The sequence below is a fragment of the Caballeronia sp. INML1 genome (assembly GCF_023631085.1).
Lineage (GTDB): Bacteria > Pseudomonadota > Gammaproteobacteria > Burkholderiales > Burkholderiaceae > Caballeronia > Caballeronia turbans.
This window is the reverse complement of the sequence record NZ_JALQDT010000045.1, coordinates 50,239-70,407: the sequence shown is the minus strand read 5'-3', so window position 1 is coordinate 70,407 and position 20,169 is coordinate 50,239. Positions and strand designations below refer to the sequence as shown.

17 protein-coding genes are annotated in these 20,169 nt (G+C 62.6%); 6 read left to right on the top strand and 11 right to left on the bottom strand.

The window, feature by feature from the left end:
* The first annotated feature begins 204 nt into the window (after positions 1–204).
* The 3 genes from NCR38_RS14185 to acnA are packed head-to-tail and all read left to right on the top strand — an operon-like array spanning position 205 to position 4,957.
* The gene (locus NCR38_RS14185; protein ID WP_061120855.1) at positions 205–711 is read left to right on the top strand and encodes a hypothetical protein; all 507 of its coding nucleotides are present in this window, start codon (positions 205–207) and stop codon (positions 709–711) included.
* Between the two features lie 32 nt (positions 712–743).
* Positions 744–2,195 carry a bifunctional 2-methylcitrate dehydratase/aconitate hydratase gene (locus NCR38_RS14180; protein WP_250477268.1) on the top strand — a complete coding sequence of 484 codons (1,452 nt, stop codon included), beginning with the start codon at positions 744–746 and terminating at the stop codon, positions 2,193–2,195.
* A 44-nt stretch (positions 2,196–2,239) separates the two neighbouring features.
* A complete protein-coding gene (gene acnA, locus NCR38_RS14175; protein WP_061120853.1) occupies positions 2,240–4,957 on the top strand; it encodes an aconitate hydratase AcnA in 2,718 nt (905 codons plus the stop codon).
* Positions 4,958–5,036: 79 nt separating this feature from the next.
* On the opposite strand, the gene NCR38_RS14170 is transcribed toward acnA, so the two are convergent.
* On the bottom strand, positions 5,037–5,360 hold the full coding sequence (locus tag NCR38_RS14170) for a DUF2917 domain-containing protein (protein ID WP_061120852.1): 324 nt from the start codon (positions 5,358–5,360) through the stop codon (positions 5,037–5,039).
* A gap of 299 nt (positions 5,361–5,659) precedes the next feature.
* Between NCR38_RS14170 and NCR38_RS14165 the strand changes: the two genes are divergently transcribed.
* Positions 5,660–7,084: a PLP-dependent aminotransferase family protein gene (locus tag NCR38_RS14165; protein WP_061120851.1), complete on the top strand. Its 1,425-nt coding sequence runs from the start codon at positions 5,660–5,662 to the stop codon at positions 7,082–7,084.
* On the opposite strand, the gene NCR38_RS14160 is transcribed toward NCR38_RS14165, so the two are convergent.
* From NCR38_RS14160 to NCR38_RS14135, 6 genes are all read right to left on the bottom strand, one after another.
* Positions 7,081–7,911, bottom strand: a complete 831-nt coding sequence (locus tag NCR38_RS14160; RefSeq protein ID WP_086961476.1) for an NAD(P)-dependent oxidoreductase — start codon at positions 7,909–7,911, stop codon at positions 7,081–7,083. The genes NCR38_RS14165 and NCR38_RS14160 overlap by 4 nt on opposite strands.
* Positions 7,912–7,975: 64 nt before the next feature.
* On the bottom strand, positions 7,976–8,239 hold the full coding sequence (locus NCR38_RS14155) for a hypothetical protein (protein ID WP_143756421.1): 264 nt from the start codon (positions 8,237–8,239) through the stop codon (positions 7,976–7,978).
* A gap of 198 nt (positions 8,240–8,437) precedes the next feature.
* A complete protein-coding gene (locus tag NCR38_RS14150; RefSeq protein WP_061120849.1) occupies positions 8,438–9,889 on the bottom strand; it encodes an NAD-dependent succinate-semialdehyde dehydrogenase in 1,452 nt (483 codons plus the stop codon).
* Between the two features lie 208 nt (positions 9,890–10,097).
* The gene (locus NCR38_RS14145) at positions 10,098–10,709 is read right to left on the bottom strand and encodes a hypothetical protein (protein WP_061120848.1); all 612 of its coding nucleotides are present in this window, start codon (positions 10,707–10,709) and stop codon (positions 10,098–10,100) included.
* 31 nt (positions 10,710–10,740) lie between these two features.
* Positions 10,741–11,514: a molybdopterin-dependent oxidoreductase gene (locus NCR38_RS14140; RefSeq protein WP_061120847.1), complete on the bottom strand. Its 774-nt coding sequence runs from the start codon at positions 11,512–11,514 to the stop codon at positions 10,741–10,743.
* A gap of 3 nt (positions 11,515–11,517) precedes the next feature.
* Entirely contained in the window at positions 11,518–12,141 is a 624-nt protein-coding gene (locus NCR38_RS14135) for a cytochrome b/b6 domain-containing protein (RefSeq protein WP_061120846.1), read from the bottom strand.
* A gap of 115 nt (positions 12,142–12,256) precedes the next feature.
* Here NCR38_RS14135 and NCR38_RS14130 point away from each other — a divergent pair, with 115 nt between their 5' ends.
* Together NCR38_RS14130 and NCR38_RS14125 are read left to right on the top strand one after the other, a co-directional pair.
* Entirely contained in the window at positions 12,257–12,928 is a 672-nt protein-coding gene (locus tag NCR38_RS14130) for a heavy metal response regulator transcription factor (RefSeq protein ID WP_061120845.1), read from the top strand.
* Positions 12,925–14,319, top strand: a complete 1,395-nt coding sequence (locus NCR38_RS14125) for a heavy metal sensor histidine kinase (RefSeq protein ID WP_250477267.1) — start codon at positions 12,925–12,927, stop codon at positions 14,317–14,319. The genes NCR38_RS14130 and NCR38_RS14125 overlap by 4 nt, the downstream gene beginning before the upstream one ends.
* A 669-nt stretch (positions 14,320–14,988) precedes the next feature.
* Here the strand turns inward: NCR38_RS14125 and NCR38_RS14120 are convergent.
* The 4 genes from NCR38_RS14120 to otnI all read right to left on the bottom strand — a co-directional run bounded on the left by NCR38_RS14120 (position 14,989) and on the right by otnI (position 19,926).
* A complete protein-coding gene (locus tag NCR38_RS14120) occupies positions 14,989–16,782 on the bottom strand; it encodes an FAD-dependent oxidoreductase (protein ID WP_061120843.1) in 1,794 nt (597 codons plus the stop codon).
* Positions 16,779–17,873, bottom strand: coding sequence for a DedA family protein/thiosulfate sulfurtransferase GlpE (locus tag NCR38_RS14115; RefSeq protein WP_409219286.1), 1,095 nt, complete (start codon positions 17,871–17,873; stop codon positions 16,779–16,781). Before NCR38_RS14115 ends, NCR38_RS14120 begins: the two co-directional genes overlap by 4 nt.
* Positions 17,874–18,155: 282 nt before the next feature.
* Complete coding sequence (gene denD / locus NCR38_RS14110; protein ID WP_061120841.1) at positions 18,156–19,121, bottom strand: D-erythronate dehydrogenase; 966 nt, start codon at positions 19,119–19,121, stop codon at positions 18,156–18,158.
* A 16-nt stretch (positions 19,122–19,137) separates the two neighbouring features.
* Complete coding sequence (gene otnI / locus NCR38_RS14105) at positions 19,138–19,926, bottom strand: 2-oxo-tetronate isomerase (RefSeq protein WP_250477266.1); 789 nt, start codon at positions 19,924–19,926, stop codon at positions 19,138–19,140.
* Positions 19,927–20,169 lie beyond the last annotated feature (243 nt).

The window sequence follows — 20,169 nt, the reverse complement described above, 5'->3', positions numbered from 1 at the left end:
GGCTGGAGCGCGCACATCATCGAGCAACGCATCGACAACAAGATCATTCGGCCGAGCGCGAATTACACCGGTCCGGAGAATTTGAAGTTCGTCGCGATAAATAAGCGAAAATAGCGGGCTGCGCGATCGGATTTTACGAGGAAGAAATCCACGCCGCGCGGCAAACCGCCATTCAACCCCAATGTTTTTGAAAGGTTTTTTTCGATGAATAAACTTCTGATCGCTGCAATCGCCGGCACGCTGGCAACGACGAGCGTCTTCGTCAGCGCCGACGCCTTCGCTGCGACGTCGACCGAATCGAGCGCGGCCAAGGCCAAGCGCCCCGCTCCGGCTCGCCGCCTGATCAAGCGCAGCCCCAAGGCCGAAGCGGCCGCGGCGGCCAAGATTGATCCGATCCCCGAAGGTGCAGTGAAATGGTCGTGCAAGGACGGTAACGCTTTCTATCTGAAAGGCGACATGAAGCGTGACGCCATCGTCACCGTGAACTGGGCCAAGAAGGACTACCGTCTGCCGCGCCAGGATACGACGACCGGCGCGGATCGTTTCCACGATTCGGCATCGGGCATGGACCTCGTCGTGATCCCGTCGAAAGCGATGCTGTTCTCGGATAAGGACTCGTCGCGCCTCGCCGACGAGTGCATGACGCCCGAAATGGCTGCGGGCGGCCCGGCTCCGACGCAGTCGAACGCGCTGATCAAGAACGCGGAGTAAGTTAGTTCAGCACTTACATCAGGAATCACTCGATGTCCGCACCGATCTCCAATGTCCGGCCCGATCCGGACAAGGTACTGGTCGACATAGTCGACTACGTGCTCGATTACAGCGTCGACAGCACGCTTGCGTTCGAAACGGCGCGCAACTGCCTGATCGACACGCTCGGCTGCGGACTCGAGGCCCTCTCCTACCCCGCCTGCACCAAGCTGATGGGACCGATCGTGCCCGGCACGATCGTCCCCAACGGCGCGAGGGTGCCAGGCACCCAGTTTCAGCTCGACCCGGTACAGGCCGCGTTCAATATCGGCGCAATGATCCGCTGGCTCGACTTCAACGACACGTGGCTCGCCGCCGAGTGGGGCCATCCGTCGGATAACCTCGGCGGCATTCTTGCAACGGCCGACTGGCTTTCACGTAATGCGATCGCATCGGGCAAGAAGCCGCTCGACATGAAAGACGTCCTGATCGCGATGATCAAGGCGCACGAAATTCAAGGCTGCATCGCGCTCGAGAACTCGTTCAACAAGGTCGGGCTCGATCACGTGCTGCTCGTCAAGCTCGCATCGACGGCCGTCGTCGGGCAGATGATCGGCCTCACGCGCGATGAACTGATCAATGCGGTTTCGCTTGCCTTCGTCGACGGTCATCCGCTGCGCACGTATCGTCATGCGCCGAACACCGGCTCGCGCAAATCGTGGGCCGCGGGCGACGCCACGTCGCGCGCCGTGCGTCTCGCGCTGATCGCGAAGACCGGCGAGATGGGCTATCCATCCGTTTTGACCGCTAAGACATGGGGCTTTTACGATGTGCTCTTCAAGGGCAACGCGTTCAGGTTCCAGCGTCCGTATGGTTCTTACGTGATGGAGAACGTGCTCTTCAAGATTTCCTTCCCTGCCGAGTTCCATTCGCAAACGGCCGTCGAAGCCGCGATGATCTTGCACGGCAAGCTGAAGGAAGCCGGCAGGTCCGTCGATGACATCAGCAAGATCACGATTCGCACGCACGAAGCGGCGATTCGCATCATCGACAAAAAAGGGCCGCTGAACAACCCCGCGGACCGCGATCACTGTATTCAGTACATGGTCGTCGTGCCGCTGATTTACGGCCGGCTCACCGCCGCCGATTACGAAGATTCGATCGCGCAGGACCCGCGCATCGACACACTGCGCGCGAAGATGGAATGCGTGGAAGACACGCAGTACACGAAGGATTATCACGACCCGGACAAGCGTTCGATCGCGAATGCGCTGACCGTCGAATTCAACGACGGCACAAAGCTCGATGAAATCGCGGTCGAATATCCGATCGGTCACAAGCGCCGTCGCGCGGATGGCATTGCGCTGCTCGTCGAGAAATTCAGGACCAATCTCGCGCGTCGGTTTCCGCAAAAGCAGCAGCAGGCGATACTCGCGGTATCGCTCGATCAGGCAAGGCTCGAAGCGATGCCGGTCAATGAATATGTCGATCTGTACGTGATTTAGCCTTAGAGAAGCAATTTCCTCGTCTTAGTCCAAGGAAAATAACCATGGCCCACAATCTTCACAACACGCTCAAGGAATTCGACAGCGGCTCCGGCAAAGGCAAGCTCTACTCGCTGCCGCAACTCGGCGACGCGCTGAAGGTCAAGATCGAGCGCCTGCCGGTCTCGATCCGGCTGGTGCTCGAATCGGTCCTGCGCAACTACGACGGCAAGAAGATCTCCGAAGAGCACATCGAGCAACTGGCGAGCTGGAAGCCAAATGCCGCTCGTGTCGATGAAATCCCGTTCGTCGTCGCGCGCGTCGTGCTGCAGGACTTCACCGGTGTGCCGCTGCTCGCCGACATCGCCGCGATGCGTGGCGTCGCCAAGCGCGCCGGCAAGGACCCGAAGGCAATCGAGCCGCTCGTGCCGGTGGATCTCGTCGTCGATCACTCGGTGCAGATCGATCATTTCCGCGAGCCGAACGCGCTCGACCTGAACATGAAGCTGGAATTTCAGCGCAACAACGAGCGCTACCAGTTCATGAAGTGGGGCATGCAGGCGTTCGACACGTTCAAGGTCGTGCCGCCGGGAATCGGCATCGTGCACCAGGTGAACCTCGAATATCTTGCGCGCGGCGTGCACAAGAAGACCGAGGGCAACGACACCGTCTACTACCCGGACACGCTCGTCGGCACGGACAGCCACACCACGATGATCAACGGCATCGGCGTGGTCGGCTGGGGCGTGGGCGGCATCGAAGCGGAGGCGGGCATGCTCGGCCAGCCTGTGTACTTCCTGACGCCGGACGTCGTCGGCGTCGAGCTGAAGGGCAAGCTGCGCGAAGGCTGCACGGCGACCGACCTCGTGCTGACCATCACTGAAATGCTGCGCAAGGAGAAGGTCGTCGGCAAGTTCGTCGAGTTCTTCGGCGAAGGCACGGCCTCGATCGGCGTGCCGGACCGCGCGACCATCGGCAACATGGCGCCCGAGTACGGCGCGACGATGGGCTTCTTCCCGGTCGACGAAAAGACCATCGAATACTTCAAGGGCACGGGCCGCACCGACGAGGAAATCGCCGCGTTCGAGCGATACTTCAAGGCGCAGAAGCTGTGGGGCGTGCCGAAGGCCGGCGACATCGACTACACCAAGACGCTCACGCTCGATCTCGGCACGGTCGCGCCGTCGCTCGCAGGCCCAAAGCGTCCGCAGGACCGCATCGAAATCGGCAACGTGAAGAGCACGTTCGTCGATCTCTTTTCGAAGCCGGTCGGCGAAAACGGCTTCAACAAGAAGGCCGCCGACCTGAACGTGCAATACAGGACGACCGACGGCGTGAACCTGAAGAACGGCGATGTGCTGATCGCCGCGATCACGTCGTGCACGAACACGTCGAACCCGAGCGTGCTGCTCGCCGCCGGCTTGCTCGCGAAGAAGGCCGTCGAAGCGGGTCTGACCGTCGCGCCGCACATCAAGACGTCGCTCGCGCCGGGGTCGCGCATCGTCACCGAGTATCTGACGAAGACGGGTCTCATGCCCTATCTCGACAAGCTCGGCTTCACGCTCGCCGCTTACGGATGCACGACCTGTATCGGCAACGCGGGCGATCTGACGCCGGAACTGAACGACGCAATCACGAAGAACGACGTCATCGCGGCAGCGGTGCTGTCCGGCAACCGCAACTTCGAAGCGCGCATTCACCCGAACATCCGCGCGAACTTCCTGGCTTCGCCGCCGCTCGTCGTGGCCTACGCCATCGCGGGCAACATCACGCGCGATCTGATGACCGAGCCTGTCGGCCAGGGCACGAACGGCCGCGACATCTATCTCGGCGATATCTGGCCGACGAGCGACGAAGTCCACGCGCTGCTCAAGTTCGCGCTGGATGCGAAGGCGTTCCGCGAGAACTATTCGCAGCTCACGAAGGAAGGCGACCTGTGGAGCAAGATCGCGGGCGAAAGCGGTCAGGTGTATGACTGGCCGAAGTCGACGTACATCGCCGAGCCGCCGTTCTTCGGCAGCGACTTTTCGATGAAGCCGGCCGATTCGATCCCCGCTGTGAAGGGCGCGCGCGCGCTCGGCATCTTCGGCGATTCAGTGACGACCGACCACATCAGCCCGGCCGGTTCGATCAAGGAAACGTCGCCGGCGGGCGTGTGGCTGAAGGCAAACGGCGTGCAGAAGGCCGACTTCAACAGCTACGGGTCGCGTCGCGGCAACCACGACGTGATGATGCGCGGCACCTTCGCGAACGTGCGCATCAAGAATCTGATGATCCCGGCGAAGGCCGACGGCACCCGCATCGAAGGCGGCCTGACGATTCACCAGCCGAGCGGCGAACAGTTGTCGATCTACGACGCGGCGATGAAGTACATCGACGCCGGCACGCAGACCGTCATCTTCGCCGGCGAAGAGTACGGCACGGGTTCGTCGCGCGACTGGGCGGCGAAGGGCACGCAACTGCTCGGCGTGAAGGCCGTGGTCGCGCGCAGCTTCGAGCGTATCCACCGCTCGAACCTCGTCGGCATGGGCGTCTTGCCGCTGCAATTCAAGGGCTCGGACAGCGTCCAGTCACTGAACATCACCGGCGAAGAGACGTACGACATCGAAGGTCTCGGCGATGACTTCAAGCCGCAGCAGGAAGTCACGCTGGTGATCCATCGCAAGGACGGCAAGGAAGATCGCGTGCAGGTGCTGCTGCGCATCGACACGCCGATCGAAGTCGACTACTACAAGCACGGCGGGATTCTGCCGTTCGTGCTGCGCTCGCTGCTGGCGGCGTAAGTCAAGCCTGTTTTGCAGGTGACCGCGCTCGAAAGAGCGCGGGAACATTGAACCCGGCCACGGCCGGGTTTTTTTTCGCCTACGCCTTCAAGGTCGCCAGTTTCGCCGGCATCGGACGGCGCGCAAACCACGCGCGCGCGATATCGGCCAGCCTGCGCGCGCTGCCGCGCGTCGAGCCGGAGGCCATCGAGAACCAACTGGCGTCCTCCGTCGCGCTGACCCAGATCGTCGTGTACGGCTTGAGTTCGACGGAGGCGCCCGCGTCGAGCCAGTAGTCATCGGCTGCGCCTTCGATGGTCAGCCAGACTTGCCCGCGCGTGACGCGCAACGTCTGAGGCCGATCGATCACCCAGCGCGTGGGCGCGTCGCGCCGATCGAGTTCGAATGTCCGGATTTCACGCATGATGCTGCTCCTTCGGATCGTGTAACTGGAAGGCCGCGTTCGCATGCGCAAAGCAGCCGTTGATCCTATTATTCGACCGATTCCGAACAGCTTGAATGAACACTTATGAACAGTTGGAGCAGAACTGTTAAGCTATTTTGGCCGAACAGTTCATGGCGATCTGACACTTGAAAAACAGTTCGCCTAGCCGCTCGGACAGTCTTGACGCGGCTTTTCGGATGCGTTCGAATGTCCTGACGACACCTGTGAACAGCGAAATCAAAGTGTTCACTATGAATCACTGAACAGTTTGAAACATCATGAACGCACTTCCGCTCCACATCGACGGCGGCACCGGCGTGCCGCTGACCGAGCAGATCGTCAACCAGGTCGAGGCGATGATCCGTTCGCGCCGCGTGCTCGCAGGCGCGAAGCTGCCCTCGATTCGTCAGCTCGCCGCCGAACAGCGCATCAGCCGCTTTCCGGTGATCGAGGCGTACGACCGGCTCGCGTCCCGCGGGCTGATTCAGCCGAAGCACGGTTCCGGCTTCTATGTGGCGAATCACGTGGACGAACGCGACAGCAACGCCGGAAATTGCGATCCGCGCCTGGCCGAGGAAGAATCGAACCAGATCCTTCAGCAGTTCAACTATCCCGGCGAGTCGCTGAAGCTGTCGAGCGGCTTCATTCCGGAGGCGTGGCGCGACGTTGACGGTCTCACGCAGGCGATCCGTCAGGCGTCACGCATCGATGTGCCGAGCGTGATCGACTACGCGATCCCTCACGGCGACACCAGCCTGCGCCAGCAAGTCGTGATGCGCATCAACGCGCTCGGCATCGACGCCGATCTGCCGAACGTGATGATCACCACCGGTGCGAGTCAGGCGCTCGACCTGATCGTGCGCTACATGCTGAAGCCCGGCGATACGGTGTTCGTCGAAGACCCGGGTTACTACAACCTCTTCGGGCTTCTCAAGCTGCAAGGCGTGCGTCTCGTCGGCGTGCCGCGGCTCGCGAATGGTCCCGATATCGATGTTGCGGAGGAACTGCTCAAGCAGCATCAACCGAAGCTCTTCTTCATCAACACGGTCTTCCAGAATCCGACCGCGACGAATATCGCGCCGCAGGTCGCATTCAGGCTGCTGCAGCTCGCGACGCAGCACGGCTTCACGATCGTCGAGGATGATATCTACGCCGACTTCCAGGCCGTGCCGACGCAACGGCTCGCATCGCTCGATCAGTTCGATCGCGTGATCTACGTGGGCGGATTGTCGAAGACACTGTCGTCGTCGCTGCGAATCGGTTATCTCGCGGCGAATCGCGAGCTCGTGAAGAATCTCGTCGATGTGAAGGTGCTGACGAGTCTCGGCGGCACGCGTTTCGCGGAGAGCGTCGCGGCGAGCCTGCTGGAACGCGGCACGTATCGCAAGTATCTGGAACGGCTGCGCAAGCGCGTGCGTGATTCGCTGTCGAGCGCGGTGCAAACGCTCGAAAGCTACGGCTGGGATGTGTTCGATGAACCGAGCGGCGGCAATTTCGTGTGGGCAAAGGTGCCGGGCATCGACCATTCGTCCGTGCTCGTCGACGAAGCGGCGAAGCTTGGCGTGACGCTCGCGCCGGGCAGCTATTACCGCCCGAATGGCGAAGCGTGTCCGTGGGTGCGCATCAACTCCGCGTATGCGGGCGACCGGCGCGCGGCGCGCTTCTTCGAGTACATAAAAGAAGCCGCGGCAGCGCGCGTCTAGCGGCGTTCGGTGAAGAAGCGTTCGAGTGCGTCGGTCGCGTCCTTGTCTTGCGCAAGCCGCGCGTAAAGTCCCGCCGCGCCTTCGTAGATGCGATGCTCGGCGAATTCGTCGCCGATGAACTGCGCGATCTCTTCCATCTCCGCGACCCATCGATACGCCTTCGGCGGCATGCGCGGCACATTACCCGCGAGCCACGCGGCAAGCGCGGGCTGACTCTCTGCGAGTTCGCTGAAGAGCGCGTCTCCCGCGCCGTTGCGCATCGCGGCGAGCGACATGGCCGAACCGAGCGCCGTCAGTCCCTTCGTGATGCCCGCATACGACATCTTGAGCGCGGATGCGGCACCGACCGGTCCATCGAGCACGCGCACGACGAGGCCGGCATCGGCGAGTGGCTGCGTATGCCGTGCATGCGGCCCCGACATGTAAAACTTCGGCGAAGAAGGCATGCCGATGATCGCGCCATCGACGAACGGCGTGCCGGTCGGTTCAAGCACGCGCTCGATCTCCCGGACCGTATCCGGATTGATCGCGTTGCAATCGATGAAGAGCGGCAGGACGCTCGCCTGTTCGAGCGCGGGCGCCATGCGTTTCGCGGTGTCGATCGCAACCGCGGGCGGCACGATGGACAGAATGAACTCGCATGCCACTAGGCTATCGAGGCTCGCGTCTTCCATGCCGGCCTCGCGTGCGCGCGCTGCGCTGGCGGCGCTGCGGCCTTCGAGCGATGTCAGCACGCGCGCGCCCGATTGCGTCAATGCACGGCCGATGGCCGATCCCATGCTGCCCGCGCCCAGAATTGTGACGGTCGGATGTTTCGATTGAGTCACTTGCAGGCTCCGTGTATCCGCGAACGAAACACAGAATACGCTTGCGAGCGAAGACGCGCTCGGCCTATTCGCTGTCTTCGGCTTCGTTCGAGCGAAGGTTCCGGAGCGCGCCGAGCCTTTTGAGCACATCGTGACCTTTCTGCGTGAGAAGCGGCATGGGCACGCCGGTCGGCAGCCGTGTGATCTCGACGAGCGCTTCCTGACGCAAGCGCGCCGCGTGCTGACCGAATACTTCGACCTGGTGAGGCGAGCGCTCGATCAGCAGGAGCGTGGAAATTCGTGTGGACTCAGCATTCGGTTCTCCATGCGTCGGACGAGCGGAAGGCACGTATCGATACATGCTAGAGAGTGAAGCTGGCAATTCGGCTACGGACATTTTTCCGCGTGTTACGGCGTTACACACCTGAAACTGGTGCTTATTTCACCGAGGCTTCACGCGCCTTTCGATTCGCCATCCTGAACAATTTGGTGCAATCAAAAGCGGCCCTCGAAGGGCCGCCTTTCGAACGACTTCACCACGCAAGAATCAACGATGCTCCGTCACGAACTTCGTGACGAGATACGCTTCCATCGCTTCGCTGCCGCCTTCCGAGCCATAGCCCGAGTCCTTCACGCCGCCGAACGGCGTCTCCGGCAACGCGAGACCGTGATGATTGATCGAGAGCATCCCGCTTTCGATATCGTCCGACACCGCCGCCGACGTCGCCGCCGAGCTCGTGTAAGCGTATGCCGCGAGTCCGTAAGGCAGACGGTTCGCCTCGGCGATCACTTCATCATACGACTTGAACGATGCGATCGGCGCGATCGGGCCGAACGGCTCTTCAGTCATGATGCGCGCGCTCAGCGGCACATCGGTGAGCACGGTCGGCGCGAAGAAGTAGCCTTCGCGCCCGATGCGCTCGCCGCCCGTCAACACCTTCGCGCCATGCTCGCGCGCATCGGCGACGAGACGCTCCATCGCTTCGAGACGGCGGCCGTTTGCGAGCGGGCCCATCTGCACGCCATCGTCGAGGCCATTGCCGACTTTCACCGCGCTCGCAGTCGCGACGAAGTGCTGCACGAACTCCTCATACGCGGATTCTTCGACGAGGAAGCGTGTCGGCGAAATGCATACCTGGCCGGCGTTGCGGAATTTCGCCGATGCGAGCATCTTCGCCGCGCGGGGAATGTCGGCGTCCTTGAACACGATGGCGGGCGCGTGGCCGCCCAACTCCATGGTCACGCGCTTCATGTGCTCGCCTGCGAGCGATGCGAGCAGCTTGCCGACCGGCGTCGAGCCGGTGAACGAAATCTTGCGGATGGCGGGATGCGCGATCAGATACTTCGAGACATCGGCGGGCACGCCGAACACGAGATTCAGCACGCCGGCAGGCAGGCCCGCATCGGCATAGGCCTGCACGAGCGCCGCGCAACTCGCGGGCGTTTCCTCGGGGCCTTTCAGCACGACCGAGCAGCCCGATGCGAGCGCGGCCGACACCTTGCGCACCGCCTGATTGATCGGGAAATTCCACGGCGTGAACGCGGCGACCGGACCGACCGGTTCGCGCGTGACGATCTGGCGCACGGCATCCGTGCGCGACGGAATCACACGGCCATACGTGCGACGCCCTTCTTCCGCGAACCATTCGATGATGTCCGCCGCCGACAGCGTTTCGATGCGCGCCTCGCCGAATGGCTTGCCCTGCTCCATCGTCATGATGGCGGCGATCTGCTCGGCGCGTTCGCGAATGTTCTGCGCCGCCCGGCGCATCAGCTTGCTGCGCTCATACGGCGAGACCTTGCGCCATTCCTTGAAGCCGCGAGCGGCGGCGTCGGCTGCGAGTGAAAGCTCCGCTTCGCCTGCGAGCGCAAGACGGCCGATTTCGGCTTCGTTCGCCGGATTGATCACGGCGGTGTCGCGCGAGCCATCGCGCCAGGCGCCGTCGATATAAAGCTGCGTATTCGGATAGGCGGGAAAGCCCGAACGCGTGTTGCTCATGCATGTCTCCTTACGGGTGGCGTGGCCTGAAGTTACGTTGCGCAAGATCAAAAGATGCAAACGGCCATGTTATCCCGAACGCGTAGTATCTGCTGATACGCGCTATGTTCAACCGATAGTTGCAGGCGCATTCGCACGGCGCTCGAATGACAAACGCCCGCCGGCAACATCCCGGCGGGCGCTTGCAAGATGCACGAATGCGGGCCGCTTACATCGGCGGCGCGACGCCATCCTTCTCCACGACGATACGCTGCGCCGCGAAGTCCGAACCCGCCGGACTTGCGACAACGAACACCTTCTTGCCCGGCTTCAGGTCGTCATGCGTCGCGGGCGCGAAGGTCACGACGGGCACGTTCTCCGGCACCGTCACCGAATTCGAGCCGCCCTTGTACGAGAGCTTGAGATCCCGGCCGCTCGTGCCCTGCACGACCTGATCGACATTCGCGTTGGTCATCGAGCTTTGCGGGCCCAGATCCCACGCATAGTGACCTTCGCCGGTGCCGCGCGCGGCTTCCGGGAACACGAGCACTTCGGTCGCGGTGAGCTTGCCGTCCGTACCGGTGGTCGCCGCCGTGCCGACGAACGAGCCCGGCTTGATGTCCTGCAGCTTGATGTTCTTCAGCGCGGTGACAGGCGTATCCGACTTGACGGCGATCTTCACCGTGTCGCCGCTGCGTCGATGGACGGTGAGCGTGTCGCCTGACAGTGACACGATATCGCCGCGAATGCGCGCGGGTTTCGCGGCGGGCGTCTGGGCAAAGGCTGCGGAAGCGAGTGCGAGCGTCACGATGCTGACGCCGAGTTTCATTCGAATCGACATGCAATCTCCTTGGAGTGTGAAAACGAAGGCTTCAGGACCCGCCGAACCAGTTGTAGCCCTGGTTCTCCCAATAGCCGCCGGGGTAATCGTTCGTCACGGTGATCGCGACGATGTGCTTCGGGTTCTTGTAGCCGAGTTTGGTCGGCATACGCAGCTTCATCGGGAAGCCGTATTTCGGCGGCAGAATCTGGCCGTCGTAGGTGAGCGTGAGCAACGTCTGCGCGTGCAGCGCGGTCGGCATGTCGATGCTCGTCGAGTAGTTGTCGGCGCAATGGAAGGCCACGTATTTGGCGCTCGTATCGGCGCCCGCCCGCGCGAGAACATGCGCAAAGCGCACGCCGCCCCACTTGCCGATCGCGCTCCAGCCTTCGATGCAGATATGCCGCGTCACCTGGCTTTCCTGCGGCATCGCGTGCAGTTCGTCGAGCGTCCAGACGCGCTTGCCTTTGACGAGGCCGCCGATCTCCAGCTTGTACGTCGACGGGTCGACTTCGGGCACTTCGTCGATGTCGTAGAACGCGTTGAACGGAAACGGGCGCGTGATCATCGATTCGGGATAGGTCGGCGCGAGCCTGGCCGGATCGAACAGGAGCGCCTGCACGTCGTCGTTGAAGGATGAAATGCGGCGCAGCATCGCGTTGATGGATTTATCGTCGGTGATGTTGCAGCCGGACAGCATCGCGAGGCCTCCGAGCGACAGAATGCGCTTGCCGAATAAACGTCGCGCGGGCGCCTTTAATTCCTTCGCCGCATCCTTGATGATGAGCTCGGCATCGGGTCTCGATTTGAATAGCTTGAGCGACATGGCTTAACGACCTCGAATCATCATCACAAGCGAGCGCGGCACGAGTGCAACCATCACCACATGCACCACGAAGAACGCGACCAGAAAGCTCATGCCGAAGAAATGCACGACGCGGGCCTCGTCGTAGCCGCCCATGAGCGTTCGAAGCAATGGAAATTGCACGGACTTCCATACCGCGAGGCCCGACAGGATCACGATCACGATGTCCACGATCACCGCCAGATACGCGAACTTTTGTACCGCGTTGTAGTGCGTGAGATCGTCGTGGCCGAGCTTGCCGCGCAATGCGGCGAATGCGTCCGTGACGATGCTTCTGATCGAGAGCGGAAACATGCGGCGGCGCAGGCGTCCCGTGAAAACATTCATCGCGACATACACGATGAAGTTCGCGACCAGCAACCACATCGCCGCGAAATGCCATTGCAGCGCGCCGCCGAGCCAGCCGCCGAGCGTGATGGCGCTTGGGAAAACAATGGATCTGAAGATCGGCGATGCGTTGTAGATCTGCCAGCCGCTCGTCACCATGATCAACACGGCGAACGCATTGAGCCAGTGCGTGATGCGCAGCCATAACGGTTGTATTTGCACGTCTTCGAGCCTCGCGATTCGATTGAGTTTCGCTGGCATGGTAGCGACGCGCCGCTGATCGATCGATGACCTGTGGATGACTTTTTTGTCATCTTGGCGAGGGCAGCACGTGCTCTGGCTAGAATGACGGCAATCCATTCGACGCAGCGCGAGCATGACCATCCTCGTTATCGAAGACGACCGCAAGACCGGCGACTACCTGAAAAAAGGGCTCATCGAGTCCGGCTATCAGGTCGATCTCGTGCGCAACGGCACGGACGGATTGCATCAGGCCCTCGCGAATCCGTACGAGCTGATCGTGCTCGATGTGATGCTTCCCGGCATCGACGGCTGGCAGGTCATGTCCGCATTGCGCGCGAAACGTGACTTGCCTGTCATTTTTCTGACCGCGCGCGATCACGTGACGGATCGCATTCACGGACTCGAACTCGGCGCCGACGATTACCTCGTCAAGCCTTTTTCCTTCACTGAACTCGTGCTGCGTATTCGCACGCTATTACGGCGCGGCGTGATGCGCGAATCGGATACGTTTCAGATCGCGGATCTGCATGTCGATGTCCTGCGCCGCAAGGTGACGCGCAAGGGCATCGACATCGCGCTCACGAACAAGGAGTTCGCGCTCCTGCATCTCTTTTGCAAGCATCAGGGCGAGGCGCTGTCGCGCACGCTCATCGCATCGGAAGTGTGGGACATGAACTTCGACAGCGATACCAACGTCGTCGATGTCGCGGTGAAGCGACTGCGCGCGAAGATCGACAACCCGTACGATCTCAAGCTGATCCATACGGTGCGCAGCATCGGCTATTCGTTCGGGGAGAATCCTTGAACCGGCCTTCGCGTTCACTTGCGCTGCGTATCGCGCTATCTTTTGCGGTGACTGTGTGCGTCGTGGTCGGGATGGTTGGCGCGTCGCTCTATCAGGCGACGAATCGCGCGCTGTCCACACGTGCGGACTATCAGTTGATCGCCCGCGTCGAGCATTTCCGCTCGCTGCTGCACGATCTCTACACGATCAATGAAATCGAAGCGCGGCCGAAGCTCTTCGAAACGATGCTCGGCGACCGGCAGGACGTCATCCTGTTCCGGCGCGCAGGCTCGGCGCCTTTCATCAACGTGGATCCGGAACAGATGCCGTTGCCGCCGCTTCATATCGTGCCGATGACGCGGGCCATCGGGCTCGACGATCTTTACGAAGGCTCGCGTGCGGACGGCGTGCGCATGCGCTGGGTCGGCGCACAGGCGCGTATCGGCCAGAGCGGCGAAGTGGTGGAGATCATCGCGGCGCACGTGATGACACAGGAAGCGATCGTCTTGTCGGCGTATCTGGAACGCGTGTGGATCACGGTGATCGGCGCGGTGCTCGTGACGCTTCTGCTCGCGTACTGGGTCACGAGCCGCGGACTCATGCCGCTGAAGGCAATGGCCGACAAGGCCGCGGAAATCACGCCGAACCGGCTTTCCGCGCGGCTCGATGTTGCGCACGCGCCCGCCGAGTTGCAGAGCCTCGCGGCATCGTTCAACGCGATGCTCGATCGTCTCGAACACGGCTATGAGCGCTTGCTGCAATTCTCCGCGGATCTCGCGCATGAGGTGCGCACGCCGATCGGCGTGTTGATCGGCGAAACGCAGGTTGCGCTCGCGCATGAGCGCAATGTCGCTGAGTATCGCGGCGTGCTGGAATCGAATCTCGAGGAACTGGAGCGGCTCGCGCGTATCGCGCAGAACATTCTGTTTCTTGCGCAGGCGGATCACGGGCGGCAGCGCATCGAGCGCGAACGGCTCGATATCCGCGAGGAACTCGAAACCATCGGCGCTTACTTCGAAGGCATCGCCGAAGAACGCCGCATTACCTTCGATATCGACGCCGACGGCGAAATGGTTGCAAATGCAATCATGTGCCGAAGGGCCATTGGCAATGTGGTTGTGAATGCGGTGCGTTATGCGACGCCGGGCACCGTGGTGCGGCTGAGTGGACACGCGGACGAACAGGGTGCGCGCATCGTGGTGGGCAATCGCGGGCCGCGCATCGGGCGGGAGGAGCTTGGCAAGCTCTTTGACCGCTTCTATCGTGGCGATGCGGCGCGTAGCGAGTTCACTGAATCGAGCGGGCTCGGGTTGTCGATCGTTCAGGCGATCATGCGGTTGCACGGCGGTAGTGTGACCGCTGACTGCACTCGTGATGAGTGGATCGAGTTTTCTTTGCTGTTTCCTTCTTGAGTTTGTTTTTGCTTTTCGCCTGGTCCCGTATTGGTGTTGGTTTATTAGCACTGCCCCTGTGCGGGGCGGCAGTCACTTTCTTTGCTGCTGCAAAGAAAGTAACCAAAGAAAGCAGCTCCACACGCCCGCGGTCACACGCAGTTTGACCATGCTTGCCATGTGACCGTGGGCTGCCTAAGTGTCGCCCTCATAGGCCCAACCGCGCTTGGCTCGCGCACGGTCTGTCTCATCGCACCACTCCACTTGCTGGTTCAGCACCAAATAGCTTCGGCAAAGCGCTACGCGCTGCCGACGGGTCTATCAGGGAAACCAACCTGTCGCACCTGCAGTGCGATGGAAGCGTTAGCGACGAAGCGCGCGCAAACCCGATGAACCCAGCGGCCGCGAAGCAGGCCGGAGCCATTTAGTGCTGAACCGCTCCGCTGTGCGGCGCGAGGTGACAGACCGTGCGCGAGCCAAGCCCGATTAGTCTTGTGAGGGCGACACTTAGGCAGCCCACGATCACATGGCAAGCATGGCCAAACTGCGTGTGACCGCGGGCCTAACAAGCTGCTTTCTTTGGTTACTTTCTTTGCTGCTGCAAAGAAAGTGACTGCCGCCCCGCATAGGGGCAGTGCTAATAGACCAACACGAATACGGGATCCAGCAAAAGCGAAGCAAAAAAAAACCTCACCCCACCCCCAATGCCTCCCGCTTGGCGAGCAGCCCATGAATCTGGGCAACCACCGCCGCCCCCTCCCCCACCGCAGCCGCAACACGCTTGGTCGAATTCGACCGCACATCACCGATGGCGAACACCCCCGGCACGCTGGTTTCCAGCGCCATCACGCCTTGCGTGCGTCCGTCGTGGGCCTCGGGCCCAGTGAGCACGAAGCCCTTGCCATCGACATTCACATTGCAGTTGCGCAACCAGTCGGTATTCGGATCCGCGCCGGTAAAGAGAAACAGATGCCGCGAGTCGATCTTGAGCGGTCCATCCGGCGTACTGCAATTGACGGCGGTCAGTGCGCGGCCATCGCCATCGAGCGAGGTGATCTGCGTATGCGTGCGCACCGTGACGTTCGGCAACGAGCCGATGCGCTCCACCAGATAATGCGACATGCTCGCCGATAGCCCCGCGCCGCGAATCAGCACATGCACATGCTTCGCGTGCGTCGCGAGATACACCACGGCCTGTCCCGCCGAATTGCCGCCGCCGACGAGCACCACTTCCGAGTTCTTGCACAGCTTCGCCTCGACCGGCGACGCCCAGTAATACGTGCCGTGCCCCTCGTACCGCTCGAGTCCGGCGATATCCGGTCGCCGATACGCCGCGCCCGATGCGATCACCACCGTCTGCGTCGTCACGCGCGCGCCGTTCTCCAGTTCGATCTGGATCGGATTGCAATCGCAATGCAGCGCCTTGATCTTGGTCGGAATCGCGATATGCGCGCCGAACTTCTGCGCCTGCACGAACGCGCGCCCGGCGAGCGCCTGGCCGGAGATCCCGGTCGGAAAGCCGAGATAGTTCTCGATGCGCGAGCTCGCACCCGCCTGCCCGCCCGGCGCGCGGCAATCGAACACCGCCACCGACAAGCCTTCGGACGCCGCATACACCGCCGTCGCGAGACCCGCCGGCCCCGCGCCGACGATCGCGACATCGTAGACATGCGCCGGATCGAACTCGGGCAGCCAGCCGAGCTGCGTCGCGATCTGATTCTCGCTGGGCGCGCGCAGCACGGTGCCGTCCGGGCAGATGACGAGCGGGAAGTCGGACGTCGATGCCGAGATGCGTTCGAGCAGCGAAATCGCATCGGGATCGGTGCACGCGTCGATCACCGTGTGCGGATAACCGTTGCGCCGCAGAAAGCCCTGCAGCGAGACCAGATGGCCATCGTCCGACTGCCCGAGCAGCACCGGGCCGCTGCCCTTTTCGATCAGCCCCACGCGCCGCAGGATCAGCGCGCGCATGATGCGCTCGCCCAGTTCCGCTTCGGCGACGAGCAGCGCGCGCAGCCGCTCAGGCGGAATCACGATGCCGTCGACGTCCTCGGCGGCGACGCCATCGACGAGACACGGCTTGCCCGAAAGCTGCGCCACTTCCGCCAGAAAATGCCCCGGCCCGTGCTCGACGACGAGATGCTCCTGCCCGAGCGCGTTGCGGCGCGTCACGCGCACGAGCCCTTTCAGGACGACCACCATGCCGCGCCCGGTCTCGCCCATGCGGAACAGCCACTCGCCCTGACGCCAGTGCGCGGCAGTCCCGAAGCGGCTCATGCGCTCGATCTCGTTGTCGGTCAGGCGCGGAAACATCTGGTGCGCGCGCGTTTCGAGCGGCGAGAAAGGCGCGCTGTCGTCGGACGCGGCGGCGGCTGCCGGCGACGGCACGACGTTCGGATCGGTATTCTGCACCGGCTCGCGTGCGCTCCACGCGACGACATTCGGCATGCCTTGACCAGGCTCGTTGAACGGCGTTGTGCTCATGCGCGATCTCCGTGTGGAAAACCAGCTTCGTGCAGGGATGCCGGGCCCGCGGGCGATGCCGCCGGCGCTTTCACGGGCCAGGGGCACATCGCCGCCATTTCCGCGACCTCCTCCGGTGTGGTCGCCGCGAGCTCGCCGAACTCGGTCAGCGTCGCGACCTCGAAACCGGCGAGGCGCCAGGCGTCCAGTCCGCCCGTGAGCGGCACTACGTCCCGGAAGCCCGCGTTGCGCATGGTCTTGGCCATCCACGCAGCCGACACTTCGTTCGGACACGAGCAGTAGATGACGACCTTGCGCGACTTGTCGTAGTTCTCGATGATCTTCGCGAGATCGCGCTCGTCGGCGAAGAGAGAGCCGGGAATCGCGGCCGGATCGAGCATGCGCTTCTCCGGCGAGCGAATATCGAAGATCACGGGCAGCGGCTCGTCGTTCATCAGCGCATACAGCTCGTCCACGCTGATGCGCGCCTTTTCCAGCGTCGCCATGAGCGCGCGGCGGCGCCACCAGCGATACGCGACGTAGACCGCGAGCAGCACCGCGACGACGGCCACCGCCTGTCGCCCGAGCTGCGAGATCATCGCGAAGACCATTTCCAGCTGCGCCGCGAAGATGACGCCGACGCTCAGCCCGACCGCGCCCCACAGCGCGATGCCCGCGCCATCGTGCGCGATGAAGCTGCGCAGCTTCACGCCCATCGCGCCCGCGAGCGGCACGGACACGAGCGAAAGACCGGGGATGAACTTCGCGACGAGCAGAATCCGCACGCCCCAGCGGCCGAAGAAACGTTCTGTCTTCTTCACGCACGTATCGCGCGACAGGGACAGCTTGCAGATGGTCTTGAGCGTCTTGTCGCCGTACTTGCGCCCGCCCTGGAACCAGACGAGATCGCCGAGCACGCCGCCCGCCACCGCGACGCACAGCACGCCGAGCAGCGCGGGCCAGAACGCGCCGCCGTTCACGGCCATCAGCGCGATGGAGGCGCCGACGACGATCATCGTCGGCATCGCGGGCACCGGAAGCCCGAGTGCCGAGCCCATTACGTTAATGAATACGATCGCCGGGCCGAATCGATCGACTAGCTGATGCAACAACATGGGAATCTCCCGCGCGGGAAGGTGTGGTCACGGGACGACGGGACGCGCGCCGCGATGCCGGCGTTGCGAAGGCGCAAGAAGCACGAAAGCGAAAGAGATACGAGCTTGCGGCCGCTCGTGGTTCAACGCGGTGCACGCGGCGCCGGGCCGACGTTCGTCACATTTAAGAGACAAGTGTAGCCCGGAAATGCGCATGTAAGCATGACAGGCGCGCGGGGACGCGGGCATCGCGCGCGCGACGCCCGGTGCAGAACGAATCGATGATGCAAGAAGTGGGATTCAGCCGCGTTCGTCGGCGATATAGGCGCGGATCACGTCGGCGAAATTCTTGTCGCCCACGAGGCCGAGTTGCTCCGCGCGTGCCGGGTTCCACGCGCCGGGCCAGCTGCAGACGATTTTCTCGATGCGTTCGTCGCGCTGCCAGTCGATGCGCTGCACCGCTTCCTCGCCCGCCACTTCGCGCAGCGCCGCGACCATCTCGTTCACGCTGACCGACAAGCCCGGCAGATTGATGACCGGCCGGAGCCCGAGCTTCGCGCGATCGATCTCGCAGCCCGCGATCAGCGCTTCGATCGCGCTTTTCGGCGACAGAACCCAGACGCGCGTGTCGCCATCGACAGGACACGTCGAGCGCTCGCCGTTCAGCGGCTCGCGAATGATGCCGCTCGCAAACGACGACGCCGCCGCGTTCGGCTTGCCGGGCCGCACGCTGATGGTCGGCAGGCGCAGCACGCGGCCATCGACGAAACCGCGCCGCGCGTAGTCGGAGAGCAGCAACTCGGCGATCGCTTTCTGCGTCCCGTACGACGATTGCGGATTGAGCGCGGTGTCGTCCTGCACGACATCGGGCAGCGTGCCGCCATACACCGCGACCGAACTCGTGAACACGACGCGCGGCTTATGGCCCGCAGCGCGGCACACTTCGAGCAACGCCCGCGACGCGTCGAGATTGATCTTCATGCCGAGATCGAAGTCTGCTTCGGCCTGGCCGCTCACGATCGCGGCAAGGTGGAAGATGGCTTCGGTCTGCGTGTCGATGTGGCGTTGCAGCACGGCCGGATCGGAGATGTCGCCGGTTTCGGCGCGCACGCGTTGGTCGGCGAGCAGTCGTTCGTCGTTCGGGCGCGCGACGTCGAGCAGCACCAGTTCCGTGACCGGCTTGCCGTTGAGTTCATTGCGCTCGAGAAGGCGCTTCGCGAGCCGCTGACCAAGAAAGCCCGCGCCGCCGGTGATGAGAATTTTCATGTAATCGCTTCCTTTCTCACAGATAAGGTTTGAGCCAGCCGAGGCCTTCGCTCGTGCCCGCCTTCGGCTTGTATTCGCAGCCGATCCAGCCTTCGTAGCCGAGCGAATCGATCAGCTCGAACAGATACGGATAATTGAGTTCGCCGATGCTCGGCTCGTGCCGCTGCGGCACGCCCGCGATCTGAATGTGGCCGATGCCCGCGTTCGGGCGCTTCATGTCGCGTCTGAGCTTCATCTCGATATCGCCTTCGACGATCTGGCAGTGGTAGATATCGAACTGCACTTGCAGGTTAGGCGCGCCGATTTCGTCGCAAATGGCTTGCGCGTCGTCCTGGCGGTTCAGGAAGAAACCGGGAATGTCGCGCGTGTTGATCGGCTCGATCACGATGCCGATGCCCGCCTTTTCCGCTTCCTTCGCCGCGTATTCGAGATTCTTCAGATACACCGCGCGGTGTTTTTCTCTTGGCTGATCCGCCGCGATCAGGCCCGCCATCACGTGCAGTTTTTTGTTGCCCAGCACGGCGGCGTATTCGAGGCCTTTTGCCACGCTCTGCCTGAATTCCTCTTCACGGCCCGGCAAGGACGCGATGCCGCGCTCGCCCTTCGCCCAGTCGCCCGGCGGGGCGTTGAAGAGCGCTTGCGTCAGGCCGTTGTCCTTCAAGCGTTGCTCGATGTCCTTCGCTGCGAATTCGTACGGGAACAGGAATTCAACCGCCTTGAAGCCGTCTTTCGATGCTGCGGCGAAACGGTCCAGGAACGGGTGCTCCGTGTACATCATCGTCAGGTTTGCGGCGAATTTTGGCATTTGCGTTGCTCCTGGTTTGATCTGGTTCGGCTCTCGTGGAATCCTGATTTCTTGTCGGTCTGCTGGCTGTGCCCCTGTCTGGGGCGGCAGTCACTTTCTTTGCTGCTGCAAAGTTGGCCGTGCTTGCCAGGTGAGCGTGGGCGGCCTGAGTGTCGCCCTCATAAGACTCACCCGGCTTGGATCGCGCACGGTCTGTCGCCTCGCTCCGCTTCACTCACTGGTTCCGCACCACACGGCTCCGGC

Coding starts and splice junctions, on each gene's coding strand:
- NCR38_RS14185 (WP_061120855.1), top strand. CDS start 205: ATGAATAAACTTCTGATCGCTGCAATCGCCGGCACGCTGGCAACGACG.
- NCR38_RS14180 (WP_250477268.1), top strand. CDS start 744: ATGTCCGCACCGATCTCCAATGTCCGGCCCGATCCGGACAAGGTACTG.
- acnA (WP_061120853.1), top strand. CDS start 2,240: ATGGCCCACAATCTTCACAACACGCTCAAGGAATTCGACAGCGGCTCC.
- NCR38_RS14170 (WP_061120852.1), bottom strand. CDS start 5,360: ATGCGTGAAATCCGGACATTCGAACTCGATCGGCGCGACGCGCCCACG.
- NCR38_RS14165 (WP_061120851.1), top strand. CDS start 5,660: ATGAACGCACTTCCGCTCCACATCGACGGCGGCACCGGCGTGCCGCTG.
- NCR38_RS14150 (WP_061120849.1), bottom strand. CDS start 9,889: ATGAGCAACACGCGTTCGGGCTTTCCCGCCTATCCGAATACGCAGCTT.
- NCR38_RS14145 (WP_061120848.1), bottom strand. CDS start 10,709: ATGTCGATTCGAATGAAACTCGGCGTCAGCATCGTGACGCTCGCACTC.
- NCR38_RS14140 (WP_061120847.1), bottom strand. CDS start 11,514: ATGTCGCTCAAGCTATTCAAATCGAGACCCGATGCCGAGCTCATCATC.
- NCR38_RS14135 (WP_061120846.1), bottom strand. CDS start 12,141: ATGCCAGCGAAACTCAATCGAATCGCGAGGCTCGAAGACGTGCAAATA.
- NCR38_RS14130 (WP_061120845.1), top strand. CDS start 12,257: ATGACCATCCTCGTTATCGAAGACGACCGCAAGACCGGCGACTACCTG.
- NCR38_RS14120 (WP_061120843.1), bottom strand. CDS start 16,782: ATGAGCACAACGCCGTTCAACGAGCCTGGTCAAGGCATGCCGAATGTC.
- denD (WP_061120841.1), bottom strand. CDS start 19,121: ATGAAAATTCTCATCACCGGCGGCGCGGGCTTTCTTGGTCAGCGGCTC.
- otnI (WP_250477266.1), bottom strand. CDS start 19,926: ATGCCAAAATTCGCCGCAAACCTGACGATGATGTACACGGAGCACCCG.